Source organism: Candidatus Deferrimicrobiaceae bacterium, assembly GCA_035256765.1.
Taxonomy (GTDB): domain Bacteria; phylum Desulfobacterota; class Deferrimicrobia; order Deferrimicrobiales; family Deferrimicrobiaceae; genus CSP1-8.
In genome coordinates this window covers 1-14,208 of sequence record DATEXR010000172.1, presented here as the reverse complement: position 1 = coordinate 14,208, position 14,208 = coordinate 1, and the positions used below count along the sequence as shown (strand labels likewise).

General features: G+C 62.2%; 14 protein-coding genes. 4 read left to right on the top strand and 10 right to left on the bottom strand.

The features are described 5' to 3' along the window. Both VJ307_05985 and hpt read right to left on the bottom strand, forming a co-directional pair. A partial coding sequence (locus tag VJ307_05985) for a S1 RNA-binding domain-containing protein (GenBank protein HJX73689.1) occupies positions 1-410 on the bottom strand: 410 nt, incomplete at its 3' end. A gap of 98 nt (positions 411-508) precedes the next feature. After that, a complete protein-coding gene (gene hpt, locus VJ307_05980) occupies positions 509-1,039 on the bottom strand; it encodes a hypoxanthine phosphoribosyltransferase (GenBank protein ID HJX73688.1) in 531 nt (176 codons plus the stop codon). A gap of 133 nt (positions 1,040-1,172) precedes the next feature. Between hpt and ade the strand changes: the two genes are divergently transcribed. Continuing rightward, on the top strand, positions 1,173-2,810 hold the full coding sequence (ade, locus tag VJ307_05975) for an adenine deaminase (protein ID HJX73687.1): 1,638 nt from the start codon (positions 1,173-1,175) through the stop codon (positions 2,808-2,810). Positions 2,811-3,121: 311 nt separating this feature from the next. Here the strand turns inward: ade and VJ307_05970 are convergent, their stop codons facing one another. The 8 genes from VJ307_05970 to VJ307_05935 all read right to left on the bottom strand — a co-directional run bounded on the left by VJ307_05970 (position 3,122) and on the right by VJ307_05935 (position 10,527). Continuing rightward, positions 3,122-3,589 carry a cache domain-containing protein gene (locus VJ307_05970; protein HJX73686.1) on the bottom strand — a complete coding sequence of 156 codons (468 nt, stop codon included), beginning with the start codon at positions 3,587-3,589 and terminating at the stop codon, positions 3,122-3,124. 429 nt (positions 3,590-4,018) lie between these two features. Next, positions 4,019-4,714 carry a hypothetical protein gene (locus VJ307_05965; GenBank protein ID HJX73685.1) on the bottom strand — a complete coding sequence of 232 codons (696 nt, stop codon included), beginning with the start codon at positions 4,712-4,714 and terminating at the stop codon, positions 4,019-4,021. Between the two features lie 454 nt (positions 4,715-5,168). Continuing rightward, complete coding sequence (locus tag VJ307_05960; protein HJX73684.1) at positions 5,169-5,384, bottom strand: hypothetical protein; 216 nt, start codon at positions 5,382-5,384, stop codon at positions 5,169-5,171. Positions 5,385-5,420: 36 nt separating this feature from the next. Continuing rightward, the gene (locus tag VJ307_05955) at positions 5,421-6,008 is read right to left on the bottom strand and encodes a hypothetical protein (GenBank protein HJX73683.1); all 588 of its coding nucleotides are present in this window, start codon (positions 6,006-6,008) and stop codon (positions 5,421-5,423) included. Positions 6,009-6,022: 14 nt separating this feature from the next. Further along, complete coding sequence (locus VJ307_05950; GenBank protein ID HJX73682.1) at positions 6,023-6,553, bottom strand: hypothetical protein; 531 nt, start codon at positions 6,551-6,553, stop codon at positions 6,023-6,025. Between the two features lie 674 nt (positions 6,554-7,227). Next, positions 7,228-8,523 (bottom strand): cyclopropane-fatty-acyl-phospholipid synthase family protein, encoded by a 1,296-nt coding sequence (locus VJ307_05945; GenBank protein ID HJX73681.1) that lies wholly within the window; start codon positions 8,521-8,523, stop codon positions 7,228-7,230. Positions 8,524-8,599: 76 nt separating this feature from the next. Further along, on the bottom strand, positions 8,600-10,027 hold the full coding sequence (locus VJ307_05940) for a tetratricopeptide repeat protein (GenBank protein ID HJX73680.1): 1,428 nt from the start codon (positions 10,025-10,027) through the stop codon (positions 8,600-8,602). 227 nt (positions 10,028-10,254) lie between these two features. After that, complete coding sequence (locus VJ307_05935) at positions 10,255-10,527, bottom strand: hypothetical protein (protein ID HJX73679.1); 273 nt, start codon at positions 10,525-10,527, stop codon at positions 10,255-10,257. 408 nt (positions 10,528-10,935) lie between these two features. Here VJ307_05935 and VJ307_05930 point away from each other — a divergent pair, with 408 nt between their 5' ends. The 3 genes from VJ307_05930 to VJ307_05920 form a co-directional block, all read left to right on the top strand. Next, on the top strand, positions 10,936-11,601 hold the full coding sequence (locus VJ307_05930) for a succinate dehydrogenase cytochrome b subunit (GenBank protein HJX73678.1): 666 nt from the start codon (positions 10,936-10,938) through the stop codon (positions 11,599-11,601). 10 nt (positions 11,602-11,611) lie between these two features. Further along, the gene (locus tag VJ307_05925; GenBank protein ID HJX73677.1) at positions 11,612-13,525 is read left to right on the top strand and encodes a fumarate reductase/succinate dehydrogenase flavoprotein subunit; all 1,914 of its coding nucleotides are present in this window, start codon (positions 11,612-11,614) and stop codon (positions 13,523-13,525) included. Then, on the top strand, positions 13,525-14,208 hold a 684-nt coding region (locus VJ307_05920), incomplete at its 3' end, for a succinate dehydrogenase/fumarate reductase iron-sulfur subunit (protein HJX73676.1). The genes VJ307_05925 and VJ307_05920, both read left to right, overlap by 1 nt.

The window sequence follows — 14,208 nt, the reverse complement described above, 5'->3', positions numbered from 1 at the left end:
CCCCCCAGCCGCACCTCGAATCCGCCCTTGATCTCCCTCTCCACGGTTCCTTCCACCGGGATTTCGCTTCGCCACGCGTCTTCCAGCTGCGCCCGTCCGACTGCGCCGCCTCCGATCTTCGTGGTGAATCGCAATTCGTTGTTTTCCGCGGACAGGAAATAGGCCAGGATCGTATCCCCTTCTTTTACCGTCAGCCCCCCCGACTCGTCCTGGAACTCCTTTTTCTCCAGGCACCCTTCCCCTTTCCCGCCCAGATCGAGAAAGACCCACTCCGAGGTGATGGAGATGATCCTGGCCGTCACTTTTTCTCCGGGTTCCCTCCCGGGCGGCTCCCCGAGGCTGCTTTCCAGCAGGTCCGAGAATGTCTCCTTCCTCGGCCCCCCGTTCGCTTTCCGATCCTCCTCGTGCATCGGGAAATCCCCTTTCCTTGATCTGTCCGTTTCCCCCCCATTGTCAAAGCGGATTCCCGTACCGAAGGAAGGAGTCTGCTCCGGGGCGAGCAAAGAAATCAATCCGCCTCGATGACGCCGATGTAGGGAAGCGCGCGATGCCGATCCGCGTAGTCCAGCCCGTATCCCACGACCCACCGATCGGGGATGTCGAACCCGAGATAATCGATCCTCACGTCCTTCTTGAGTTGCGCGGGCTTCCGCAACAGCGCGCAGGTTTTCAGGGAGACCGGCTTGCGCGCGTGCAGGATCTGGAGGAGGTATTCGAGCGTATTCCCCGTGTCGACGATGTCCTCGACGATCAGAACGTGCTTCCCCTCGATGTTCGTCCGCATATCCATGATGAGGCGCACGGCTCCGGACGGTGACGCGTCATTCCCGTAAGCGGCAAAAGCCATGAAATCGATCCGTCTGGGAATGGTGAGGAGCCGGGAGAGGTCGGCGAGAAAGATGAAGCACCCCCGCAGGACGCCTACCAGGATCAGGTCCTCCACGCCTTCGTAATCCGCGGACACCTCACGGGCCATCTCCTCGACCCGACGCCGGACCTCTCTCTCGGGAATGAGAACCGGCGGATTTTCCGGAATCATCGTGTTCCCCTCCCCTCCCGGCTTCGCATTTTTCCCCCGGTTTGCGATACCCTGATACCAGGGGCCGTGTGCGAGTACGTCATTTTCTCACAGTTGCGGAAAGACCCAAAGTCCGACAGAGGGTGACCGGAGCGTGGCCCGGGCGATCGAGGGGAACATCGTCGACGTGGCGGCGGGAAGAATCTTTCCCGGCAAGGTGGTCCACGAAAACGGCCGAATCACGAAGGTGGAACCGTTCGCCGGATCCTTTTCCGGATTCCTCCTTCCCGGCTTCCTCGACGCCCACATTCACATCGATTCCTCCCTGCTCTGCCCCTCGCGTTTCGCCGAGGCGGTCGTCCCGCACGGGACGACCGCCGTCATCACCGACCCGCACGAAATCGCCAACGTCATGGGGATCGCCGGAATCTCCCTCCTGAGGGAGGACGCCGCGACGGTTCCCCTCCGGGTCTTTTTCACCGCGCCTTCCTGCGTCCCCGCCACTTCGTTCGAGACCGGCGGGGGTTTCCTCGGCCCCGCGGACGTGGAGGCGATGCTCCGGGAAAAAGACGTCGTGGCTCTCGGCGAGGTGATGAATTACCGGGGGGCGGTGAATTCCGACCCCGACGTGTTGGCGAAGATCCGTGCGGCAAAAATCGCGGGGAAGCCGGTCGACGGCCATTGTCCGATGCTCGCCGGGGAGGACCTCCGAAGGTACGTGGCCCTCGGGATCTCCACCGAACACGAGTGCACGAGCGCCGGTGAGGCCCTCGAGAAGCACGCCCTCGGCATGCGCATCCTGGTCCGGGAGGGGTCGGTGGCGAAAAACCTCGCCGCCCTCGCCCCCTTCGCGAAAGAGCACGATTTCTGCCTGGTCTCCGACGACATGATCGCCCCCGACCTCGTCCGGAACCATCTGGACGGACTGCTCGCCCGGGCCGTCTTTCTCGGGATCGATCCGATTCGCGCCGTCCGGGCCGTGACCATGACCCCCGCAGGGCACTACCGCCTCCCCCTGGGAGTCATCGAACCCGGCCGCATGGCGGACATCGTCAAGGTCCGCGATCTTTCCGGGTTTTCCGTCGAAGAGGTCTATATCGGCGGCAGGCGGGTCGCCGAGGGAGGGCGCCCCGCCTTCTCGGCACGCCCGACGCCGGGGGGCAATCCGATATCCGTAACGCCGAAGAGGTCGGGCGACTTCGCCGTCCCGGCGCAGGGCCCCTCCGTAACCGCCCGCGTGATCGATCTGATCCCGAACGAGATCGTCACCGGCAGCGAAACGGCCACCCTGAAGGTGGAGGAGGGCTGTGTGGCCCCCGACCGGGTCCGCGACATTCTCCCCGTTTCCGTGGTGAACCGGTACCGCGACGCCCCGGTAATGACGGGTTTCGTCCGGGGCTTCGGGTTGAAAAAAGGGGCGATCGCCTCGAGCATCGCCCATGATTCCCACAACATCATCGTCGTCGGAGCCGATCCGGCGGATATGGCCGGTGCGGCAAACACCCTCATCCGGGAATCCGGCGGGCTCTGTTACGCCGAAGCCGGTTCCTCCCTCCTTCTTCCCCTGAAACTCGGGGGATTGATGAGTACGGAGCGTCCCGAAGAGGTGTGTGCCCGACTTTCCCTCCTCCACGCGAAAACCCGTGAGGCCGGCTGCGGGCTGAACCGGCCGTTCATGACGATGTCTTTCCTGAGTCTCCTGGTGGTCCCCCGTCTGAAGATCGGGGACAGGGGACTGTTCGACGTCGACGCCGGCCGGTTCGTCGATCCGGTTCTCCCGCGGTCCGGTTAGTCCGTGCGGGGCAAACCCCATCCCCGGGCGGCCGCAGAGGGAAACCGGGCGATGAGTTCGCCGAAACCCGACTCGACTCATCGTTCGGGATAGTACGGTAAGGATAATTATTCCCCATGAATGACAGGAGTGAACAACAAGATAGGAATAATTTCCTGGGATTTCGCACCGGAAGGGGGGGAATGCGGCCTATCGTCGACGATTTCACGTTCCGATCAGACACCTGGACGTATCGCAGAGGATGGGCGAGGCCGGCCTCCGTGAGCCGGCCCCGCCACATCCTTTATTCGTATATTCCTGTTCCTCCGAGTCTACTCCCAGATCCCGGCGGCGGTGTAAACGTTCTTTCCAGGCACACGGAAAATATAGCTGATCTTCTTCCGGGGCTTCGGGTCGCCGGGGTTGGCCCACATGTAGCCGACCCAGCCTTCCCCCTTGCTCTTGGCCGTTTCAGTGAACTCTTTGAAGAGGTATTTCGCCTTCGCCGGGTCCTCCGCCTTGTCCTTTATGTCAATAACGTTCTTCCCGACCAGAGTCGGGTGGGCAAGCACCATCCCGTCGAAGTCCACGACAAAGACATAGGAGTCCTTCCACACGAACTTGCCGTCTTTCTTGTTGATCTCCGCTATCCCGGCGTCGAGCCCCTTCTCGTTGATCAACTTCGCCGCTTCCTTGGTCTTCGCGATGCATTCGTCTTTGGTTGCGCTCTCGGCAAGGACGCTACCCGCCAGGCCGAGGCAGAGCAAAATGGCAATCCCCGCTATGAAGACTTTTTTCATGTTCCCATCCCCTTCCATACGTTTGGTTTCGATCCGTTCCTTTCCGGACAAACGATCTTCCCTTTCCGATTTCCTTTGTTCCTCCCTGCATCACCTCCTTTCCCCGTAAGATGCAGGACAGGTCCCCCTCCGTTTCCCGCATGGCCCTGGACGAAATCCCCGGGGGTCGGCGGTGCGATGAAAAAACAGAACCGCCCTTGCGTTTCCGGTGAAGAATCTTGCGGAGCCGGCCTCAGGCGGCGCCAGGCGAAGTGTCGTGCATGGGAAAAAAATCGGCATGCCGGCCCCTCCGTGAGGGGAAAGCATAACGGTTAACGGAATATGTTCCTCATCCGGCTGTGTGGAATGAGCGTAGAGAGTTCCCGGGTTTCTGTCAACGCAAATTTCATCGCAAATTTCATCGGGTTTTTCTCGCGTAAAAAAACTCCCTCACTCCTTCCCCACCTGCTCCTCCAGGGTGGAGCTTATCCCGTCCCGCGTCCGGTAATACATGGTAAACCGGAGGTCGCGGGTGGGGAGGTGGAGTTCGTACATTTTCTGGGCGACATCTTCCGGCCGGCTGATCGGGGTCCATCTCGCGTTGGTATGCGGCCGCACGAACCGTCCGCTCAGAAGCAGGCGGAAGAACATCAGGTCGCACAACATTCCCTCCAGCCACGGCACCCAGTTCTCGTATCCGGCGATCCATTTGATATAAGGGGAACCGTCGAGGAGAACGCGGGCCGTCTCCCGGTTCGCGAAGTCGCACGCGCCGAAAAAGATTCCGTCATAGCTGGTGAGGGGCGCGACGATGTTCTTGAGCTTGGTCCTGCTGATATCCTTCACCGCGCTGATCGACTTCCGCTTCCCGTGGGCAGCGATATAGGCGATCTTGGCCCGGTTGTCCACACCCGGGTCGTACCGGGACAGGGCGTCTTTGAGCCCTTGCGCGTTCTGGAATACGGTGTAGCTGAAAAGGGCGTCGTGTCCGGGGCGTTTTTGTTTATAACCGTTCTTTCGTGCATAGGTCTCTTCCGTGTCCCGCTTCAATTGTTCGAAAAACGGCTTGACCGATTCATCATGATGCTGGTCCCATTGGGCCTCGAACACCTTGATGACGTACCTGTATCCGTTCCTCTCCCGCATGCTGGCTCCCCTGTTACGGCTCTGGTGCCGAAAAAACTGCTGATAGCGTCCTGCGAAGAAGCAATGGATCCGCTATCCACGTCCTTTCCTGTTGAGGTTACCGGAGATCTTGGAGGTTGCTACGGCTTGACCTATTATACGACAAGACCGCCTTCGGAAGAATATGATGGATAGGAAATTATTTTGCAAGATACTACATTATTCAAGAAAACCAACCGGATAATCCTTGCGTGTTATCACCGGCCCCGCCCAGACATAACCTATTGTATTTTCATATGATTTCCTTTTTATTCGCTTAATGGAAATATAGTTCAGAATGTTATCATATAGATAGCAATCATTTGCTTATATATTGATTGTGGTATTGCTAATTATCTATCTATATTTATTTATTACAAAACCCAAGACAGAATCATAGCGCCCGGAGGAACGGTATCCCGGATCGCGCTTTTCTCTAATCCGGGAAAATGTTCCACGACCGGAGGACTTTCGGTATGACCATCGGCGCGGGGTTTTTCTTCATCATCGCAACCAGGCGGGGTCCGATCCGTTCTCCGTATTCGGGAAAGGTCCATTCCTCGATCACCCGGATCGGGGGAAGATCGTCGGGCGCGTTCGAGGGAAACTTCCTCTCGACGTCGACCACTTTCCGTAGGGACGGCTTGTGCACCGTCCGGCATCGCGGATAGCGTTCCCCGCCTTCGACTCACCTCGGAGCGACGGGCCCAAGATTCAGCGACCGGAGATCATAGGAGTTGGAGTAGGAGGAGTCGGGGTTGTCCCATGCGACGGGCTCGTCCTTTTCCGTAATCTTCACCAGGATCTGATCGCAGCTTACGTCTACCCCGCCCAGGTTCCGGAACTGGGCCCAGCAATCCGGATTCGTCCCGGTATCCTTGAGAACCACCAGCATGGTGTACCCTACCGACTCCGTGGCCTTGTACTGGGGCCTCATCAGGTACTCCTTCCGGCACGCCTTCATCGCTCCGTACAGGGATCCCGCCCGGAACTTCGGGTACGCGTAGAAGTAGTCTCTCCCCCCCAGGTTCACCTTCCCGCTGATGACCAGCACCGAATCGTTCCGGGAAATCGAGGCCAGCAGATCGTTGGGCGTGCGGTCAGGCGCGACGATCACCGGTTCGATCCCCGCCGGGGGAGGCCTGTCCGAAGGCGACTTGATGTAGGAAGGAAGTCCCGTGGGCCCGCGCGTCTCCTCGGCCGCCGCGATAAAGGACGCGGACAGGAGGAAGAGGGTGGTAATCAGGGTTGTTACCGTAACGCCTGCTCGGTTCATAGGTCCTCCCTGCATTATCGTGGTGGCGGAACCGCCGTGATATCGACCCCGGTGATCTTCCTCGTTCCCGCCCCGGTCCTCTGTACCCCCGGGACGGGTTTCCTGCCGGAGGGGGGGGAGGCCTCATAGTGGACCCCCCCGATTCCCCTTCTGCCCGTCCCTGTCGCGGGAGCTTCCGCCGCGCCTCGCCATGCAACCGACCGGCCTGTCGCCGGAAACGGCGCCGCCGAAAAGTCCATTCCCGCCGCCTCCCTCCTGCCCGCCCCGGTCTCCGCCGCGGGAGGAGCGGGCGCGGCGGGAAGAACGACCCTCCCCGCATCGCCGGTCCTGGGAATGGCGGCGGCGAAATTCATCCCCGCTGCTTCCCGCTTCCCGCTACCGATTTCGGGAATCTTCTCGCGTGGCGGTTCGGGTTTTTTGGGCGGTTTCGGCGCCTCCACACGAGGAAGAACGGGCTTTTGAACGACGTGGGAAACCGCCTCGCCCGTCTTCATGCCGGAGACGCAGCATCCGTCCTCGACGGGCGGGGGGACGTCATCTTTCAACCAGCACCCCTCCATACGCCCCGCAACCCCCTCCCGGACATACGTATAGGATTTACAGAGGGGATTCTGGGCGCAAGCTTCCAGACACGCTTCGGGTCCCCCCCGAAGCCAAAGAATCTTGAAGTCCGAGCCGGGCCGATCGACGCCCGGTTCCACCCATGCCGGCTGTCTGGGCTTGGGGTCCTTTTCCCCCGCAGGGATAACCGTCGGGCAAAAAAGGAAAATCGCGAGAATCGCGGAAGTCAGGGGGAGGGATGGAATTTTCGGTTTTCCCATTGCGGATATTTCCTTGTAACGCATCGCTTTCCTTCCGTCAACAACGGCCCTCCGCGGATCGGAATCGGGCCGGGGGGGAATGCACCCCTTCCTTGCGAAGGTTGCTCCCGCCGATTACCCTAATTATACGGGAAAGATCCGGTCGGTTTCGCTCTTGAGGAAACCCTCGATCCGTGGACCCGAGGGGGCTGCTGACTCCGTTCTGGGACAGCGGGTCCGTGGACGCGTGGCTGGCGGCCGAGGACGGGCGCCGTCTCATCCCGTCGCGGACGTTTGCCGCCGAGCAACGCCTGGACCTGAGCGCCGGCGTCGCCGTATTGTCGATGCCGAAGGAGAAAAATACGGGGACATCTCCTGATTCATCTCCGGGATGCGGGAGAGGAGTGTCCCCGCCCACACTAGGAATACCAGTCCGTCCGGGTCAACGGCATCCCGCTTCTGCCCCCGTCGGGCTTGACCAGAAGCGCCTGATAGACATTGTTCCGTCCAATCCGGAACCAGTAGGCAGAGCCCCACAGGTATAGCCGCCATGTGCGGAACATCACCTCGTCGACGGTCTGCCGCACCCTCCCGTAATTATCCTCCAGGCGTCGAACCCAATGCCGGAGCGTGAGGATATAATGCTCGCGCAGGCTCTCCACGTCCCGGACCTCGAAACCGCACCTCTCGGCGACGCGCAGCGTTGTGGCGATGGGAACAAGATCGCTGTCCGGGAAAACGTACCGGTCGATGAAGGATGGGCCGCGGCGGGTGGAACCACCCGCGCCCGAGGTGATTCCGTGGTTCAGGAACACCCCCCCCGGGCGAAGCAGTCGCCACGCCCGGCCGAAATATTCCTCCAGGCGACTCTCCCCGACATGTTCGAACATCCCGATGCTGGCGATCTTGTCATACCCCGACGGATCTTCGACCTCACGGTAATCAATGACCTCCACGCGGCACCGGTCTTCCAGCCCTTCCTCGCGGATCCGCTGTCCGGCCAGTTCCGCCTGGGGCCGGCTGAGAGTGATGCCGACGGCCTTCACGTCGCGGGTTTTCGCGGCATAGATGACCAGTCCTCCCCATCCGCATCCGATATCCAGCAGCCGTTCGCCGGGACGAAGGCGCAGCTTCCGGCAGATGTATTCGAGCTTCCGCTCCTGCGCCGTGTCGAGATCCTCCCCCGGGTCGGAAAAATACGCGGTCGAATAGACCATCCGGCGGTCCAGCCAGAGGGAGAAGAAATCATTGGACAGTTCGTAGTGGAATCGAACGGCCTCCCGGTCGCGGGCACGGGAATGGCGCGGCCCCGTCAATCGAACCGCACGTCTCCCGGAAGGGGGACGATCATCGGAAGGGAGCGCAATGAGCTTCGGGGCGCAGCGGATCCAATCGGCGGATCCCATGCGCATCCCGGTGATGTAGTCTCCCAGCGAGAAGGCGGACTCGAAATCCCCCTCGATATCGTAGTCGCCGTGAATATAGGCATCGCCGAGGGAAAGTTCCGTCGGCGGGAGGAACATCCTGCGGAACGCCCCGGGGCGACGGAGGACGAGGGTGAACCGGGCCGGCTGCCCCTCCCCGGGTCCCCAGATCGTCCCGTCCCACAAACGGACGGCGAAGTCACGCGGCCGATAGCCGCCGAGAAGGATCGGAAGAAGACGCAGGCTTGTCCGGGCAAACCGGTCGGCAGGAACCGCGAGGGGTACCGCCATGGCCGTCTCCTTTCCGCGGCGGGGGAGTCCCGCCGCGCTTCATCGAGGATCCAACCCCGGCCGATATCATGGCCGGTCACTTCCGCTGGCTTTCGAGGAGAGACTTGACCCTTTCCAGGTTCTCCCTTCCTTTTCCGTCCCCCTGGTCAGCCGCCTTCCGGAACCACTTCGCCGCCTCCGCGTAATCCAGCGGAACGCCCAACCCCTGGGCGTACATCACGCCGAGGTTGTTCTGCGCCTTTGCATCCCCCTGTTCCGCGGCCTTCCGGAACCACTTTGCCGCTTCCGCGTGGTCCTGCGGGATCCCCTCGCCGCTCGCGTACATCCATCCGAGGTCCCTCTGCGCCGCCAGATACCCCTGCTCGGCGGCCTTCCGGAACCATTTCGCCCCCTCGGCCTGGTTCTGCGGAACTCCCTGGCCGTCGACGTACATCCCGGCGAGCAAGTATTGCGACCCGACATCCCCTTGTTCCGCCGCCATGCGGAACCACTTCGCCGCCTCGGCGTGGTCCTGCGCGACTCCCTCGCCGGTCCGATAGGCCATCGCGAGGTCGTGCTGCGACTCCACATCCCCCTGCTCCGCCGCTTTCCTGTACCACCTCGCCGCCTCGGCGGGGTCCTGCGGCATCCCGATCCCCTTGGCATAACGGGTCCCGAGGGTGATTTCCGATTCCCGATGTCCGTTTTCCGCCGCCTTCCGGAACCATTTCAGCGCCTCCGGATCGCTGCGGGGCACGCCCCGTCCGGAGGCATACATCGTTCCCAGGGCATGCTGCGCCTCGGCCACTCCCCGTTTCGCCGCCTCCGCGAGCCAGTCATAGGCCCCGCGATGCCCCTGTTCCGCCGCCAGGCGGTACCACTTCGTCGCCTCTTTCTCGTCCCGGGGCATCCGGAAACCGTAGGCGTACGCCCTCCCCAGACTGTGCTGCGCATTCGGATTGCCCTGTTCCGCCGCCTTGCGGTACCATTGCAACGCCTCCGCGTAGTCGCGCGTCACACCGAGCCCGCTGGCGTAGAGTACGCCGATCCCGTACTGGGCATTCGCGTTCCCCTGCTCCGCCGCCTTGCGGTACCAGTGCAACGCCTCGGAATATTCCCGCAGATCGAACGCGTACACCCTCCCCAGGCTCGCCTGCCCTTCCGGGCTCCCCTGGTCCGCCGCCTTGCGGTACCAGTTCATCGCCTCCGTCATGTTCCGGGCGACGCCGACCCCCCTCTCGTAGACGGCCCCGAGATTGGCCTGGGCGAGGGAATTTCCCCCCCCCGCCGCTGCCGTCAGACACCGGAAAAGTTCCGTCCCGCCCCTCGCGACCGCCTCGCAGCCGGGGTAGATCGGCCCGATGTCGGGCGGGACGTCGGTTTCCCCGCCCCCCCCGTCCGCCGCCGGAACGATCCGGCCCGCCGCCGCCGCGATCGGCAGGAATCCAAGGTGCGGAATCAGAAGATGAGCCGCGACAAGAAGCACGATCGCCGTACCTGGTATCCGCTCCCCCCTCGTTCGCACCGGGTTCTTGTCCTCTCGGTTTTCCGTTTGATGGAAACCTGCCGGCTTCCATCCTCAATGGTACCAACAGGGGCGCCCCAAGGAAAGGGGGAGCGCCCAGGGGGAGCGCCCCCCTGCAGGGCCGCTCCCGGCATGGCGGATGCGGCAAGAATCGGTTTTTCGGGAAAAAGAGCGGGGAAGGTTCCCCGTGAAGTGGGATGCGGTCGGGACGGGGTATTCGGAAGGGATCAGATCTTCTTGTTTTTCAGCACGGGGATCCACTCCCCGGCGCGCCAGATGGAAACGTCAAGTTCCGTGATCTTCAGGGCTTCCGTCCCGTGATACTGGGCCAGCGACCGAAGTTTCTCCTTGGAGACCCAGGAATAACCGCGGGAGGTTGCGGTACTCGTGATTTTGGCCATGCCCGTCGCGAGGAGCGCGAGAAAAACCCACAGGAACGCCGCAGCCAGAAGTACGCGTGAGATCTTTTTCATCGTCACCTCTTCCCCCCCCGTGGGCAAAAATTTTCTCCCTCACGGAAGGAAAAATGCCGTCGGTTGTCGGGGGGCATGTCTAGTCGGATTTAGGTATGTGGGAAACATACCAGGGATCCAGCCGGGAGTCAACGCCTTCCCGAATGGACCATCCCCCGCCTCTGACGACGGACGGCGGGGGGATGAACAGGATCCGGCGCCTGGACAAGATTGACATCGTCCTCGCATTCGGCCTATGCTCTGTCGGTATACAGAATACCGAAGGGTCGAATTCAATCACTTGCGGCCTTCCATTGACGGGAAAACCCGATTCTCCAAGGAGAAGAGCATGAAGACGACCTGGGATGGGCGGGCGCCCCCGGTTCCCGCCGGAGATGCGTTCCCGAATCGCCGGAATCGATGCAAGCGGAAAAATCACGAAAAAGGGACGGTGCCATGCAGATACTCACCCATACCGTAGGCAGAAAGATCCTGATGGCGGTGAGCGGGCTTTTCATGCTCTTCTTCGTCATCGTCCATCTGCTGGGAAACTCCACCATCTTCTTCGGCCCGAACGCGCTCAACACCTATGCCGAGAAGCTCCATAGCCTGGGGCCGCTGGTCTGGGCGTTCCGGGGCTTCATGCTGGCCATGCTCGGGATCCACCTCATCTTCGGCGTGCTGTTGACCCTCGAAAACTGGGCGGCGAACCCTGGCAAATACGCCGTCAACCGGAAGCTCAAAGCCACCTTCTCGGGCGAGACGATGATCTGGACGGGCGCCATCCTGCTCGGGTTCATCGTCTATCACCTCCTGCAGTTCACCGTCCGCGTCACGCCCGACATCATTCCCGAGGCGGTCGCCAAGCGGCCGGGTGACGTCTACTCCATGGTCATCGCCAGCTTCCGCCACACGGCGATCGCCCTGCTCTACGTGGGAGCCATGGTGGTCCTCTTCCTTCACCTGCAGCACGGGATCCAGAGCTTCTTCCAGACCCTCGGGTGGAACAACGAGCGGACCCTGCCGCGGTTCACCGCGCTCGGCAAGGTGCTCTCGGCGCTGTTCCTCCTGGGATACAGCGCCATTCCCATCCTCATACTCGTCGGTTTTTTGACCAAATAGGGGGTCCACAGTGAACCTCGACGGAAAAAGTCCGACAGGACCGATCGAAAAGACGTGGGACAAGCACCGCTTCGACATGAAGCTGGTGAACCCGGCGAACAAGCGCAAGTACAAGATCCTGGTGGTCGGAACGGGGCTGGCGGGCGCCTCCGCCGCGGCGTCCCTGGGAGAGCTGGGGTACAACGTGGAGGCCTTCTGCTACCAGGACAGCCCACGCCGCGCCCACAGCATCGCGGCGCAGGGCGGGATCAACGCCGCCAAGAACTATCCGAACGACGGCGACAGCATCTACCGCCTCTTCTATGACACCGTCAAGGGGGGCGACTTCCGGTCGCGCGAGGCGGACGTGTGGCGGCTCGCCCAGGTGAGCAGCAACATCATCGATCAGTGCGTCGCCCAGGGGGTGCCCTTCGCACGCGACTACGGGGGCCACCTGGACAACCGCTCCTTCGGCGGCGCCCAGGTGTCCCGGACCTTCTACGCACGCGGGCAGACGGGGCAGCAGCTCCTGCTGGGCGCCTACTCGGCCCTCTCCCGCCAGATCAAGGCGGGGACGGTGAAGATGTTCCCCCGGACCGAGATGCTCGACCTGGTGGTGGTGGACGGGGAGGCGAAGGGAATCACGGTCCGCGACCTTGTCACCGGCGAGATCCGGACCCATGTGGGCGACGCGGCCCTTTTGTGCACGGGCGGCTACGCAAACGTCTTCTACCTCTCCACGATGGCGATGGGAGCCAGCGTCACCGCCGCCTGGAAGGCCTACAAGAAAGGCGCCTTCTTCGCCAACCCCTGCTACACCCAGATCCATCCCACCTGCATCCCCCAGTCGGGGGACTATCAGTCGAAGCTGACCCTGATGTCCGAGTCGCTCCGAAACGACGGCCGGATCTGGGTACCCAAGAAGGAGACCGACAAACGACCACCCCATGAGATCCCCGAGGAGGACCGCGACTACTACCTGGAGCGGAAATACCCGAGCTTCGGGAACCTGGCGCCCCGCGACATCTCCTCCCGGGCGGCGAAGGAACAGTGCGACGAAGGCCGCGGCGTAGGCCCGGGCGGGCGAGGGGTCTATCTCGACTTCCGCGACCCGATCGGCCGCCTCGGCGAGGAGACGATCCGCGAGCGGTACGGAAACCTCTTCGAGATGTACGAGCGAATCACCGGAGAAAACGGCTACCAGGTGCCGATGCGGATCTATCCGGCACCCCACTACGCCATGGGCGGTTTGTGGGTCGACTACAACCTGATGAGCAACATCCCGGGCCTCTTCGTGCTGGGCGAGGCGAATTTCTCCGTCCACGGGGCGAACCGACTCGGCGCCAGCGCACTCATGCAGGGCCTGGCCGACGGGTACTTCGTCATCCCCTACACCATCGCCCATTACCTGGCACAGACCAAGCCGGGGAAGGCGAAGGAAGACCACGCGGAATGCCGGAAGTCGATCGAGGACGTCAAGGCCTCAACCAAGAAGCTCCTCTCCATCAACGGCCGGCGGACGGTCACGGAATTGATGCGCGAGCTCGGCACCCTCATGTGGAACAACGTCGGGATGGGCCGCAGCAAGGAGGGGCTCACCGAGGCCATCATGAAGATCCCCGCAATCCGGGAGGAGTTCTGGGGGAACCTGAGGGTGACCGGCAACGGCGGGGAGATCAACCAGCAGCTGGAGAACGCGGGACGCACGGCGGACTTCCTCGAGTTCGCCGAGCTGCTCTGCCGCGACGCCCTCCACCGCAACGAGTCGTGCGGCGGCCACTTCCGCGTGGAATACCAGTACGAGGACGGAGAGGCGAAGCGCGACGATAAAAACTACTGCTATTCGGCCGCGTGGGAGTTCAAGGGGGTCGACAGCGAGCCCGAACTCCACAAGGAACCGCTGGAGTTCAAGGAAGTCAAACTCGCGGTAAGGAGCTATAAATAATGAGCGGACAGAACGAACATAAAACGATGACCCTCAAGCTGATCGTCTGGCGACAGAAAGGTCCGAACGAACCCGGCCGGTTCGAAACCTACACCGCCAGAAACATCACCGAGCACCACTCGTTTCTCGAGATGCTCGACGTCGTGAACGAGGACCTCATCCGGGAGGGAAAGGAGCCGATCGTCTTCGACCACGACTGCCGGGAGGGGATCTGCGGGGTCTGCTCGCAGGTCATCAACGGCATGGCTCATGGCGGGCAGGAGCGGACCACCGTCTGCCAGCTCCACATGCGCAAGTTCAAGGACGGCGACACGATCTACATCGAGCCGTGGCGCGCCCGGGCGTTCCCCATCCTGAAAGACCTGTTGGTGGACCGGGGCGCCCTCGACACGATCATCCAGGCGGGAGGGTACATCTCCACCCACACCGGCGGCGCTCCCGACGGCAACGCGATCCCCATCCCCAAGCCCGATGCCGAATACTCGATGGACGCCGCCGAGTGCATCGGATGCGGCGCCTGCGTGGCGGCCTGCCCGAACGGCGCGGCGATGCTCTTCACGGGCGCCAAGGTTTCGCAGCTGGCCGCCCTTCCCCAGGGAAGGGTGGAAGCCAAGGAAAGGGTCCTGGCGATGATCCAGGCGATGCAGGAGTGCGGCTTCGGCAACTGCACGAACCACTACGAG

What these genes read in the sequence shown, in the direction of transcription:
- hpt (HJX73688.1), bottom strand. Translation starts at nt 1,039, where the DNA reads ATGATTCCGGAAAATCCGCCGGTTCTCATTCCCGAGAGAGAGGTCCGG.
- VJ307_05970 (HJX73686.1), bottom strand. Translation starts at nt 3,589, where the DNA reads ATGAAAAAAGTCTTCATAGCGGGGATTGCCATTTTGCTCTGCCTCGGC.
- VJ307_05965 (HJX73685.1), bottom strand. Translation starts at nt 4,714, where the DNA reads ATGCGGGAGAGGAACGGATACAGGTACGTCATCAAGGTGTTCGAGGCC.
- VJ307_05955 (HJX73683.1), bottom strand. Translation starts at nt 6,008, where the DNA reads ATGAACCGAGCAGGCGTTACGGTAACAACCCTGATTACCACCCTCTTC.
- VJ307_05945 (HJX73681.1), bottom strand. Translation starts at nt 8,523, where the DNA reads ATGGCGGTACCCCTCGCGGTTCCTGCCGACCGGTTTGCCCGGACAAGC.
- VJ307_05930 (HJX73678.1), top strand. Translation starts at nt 10,936, where the DNA reads ATGCAGATACTCACCCATACCGTAGGCAGAAAGATCCTGATGGCGGTG.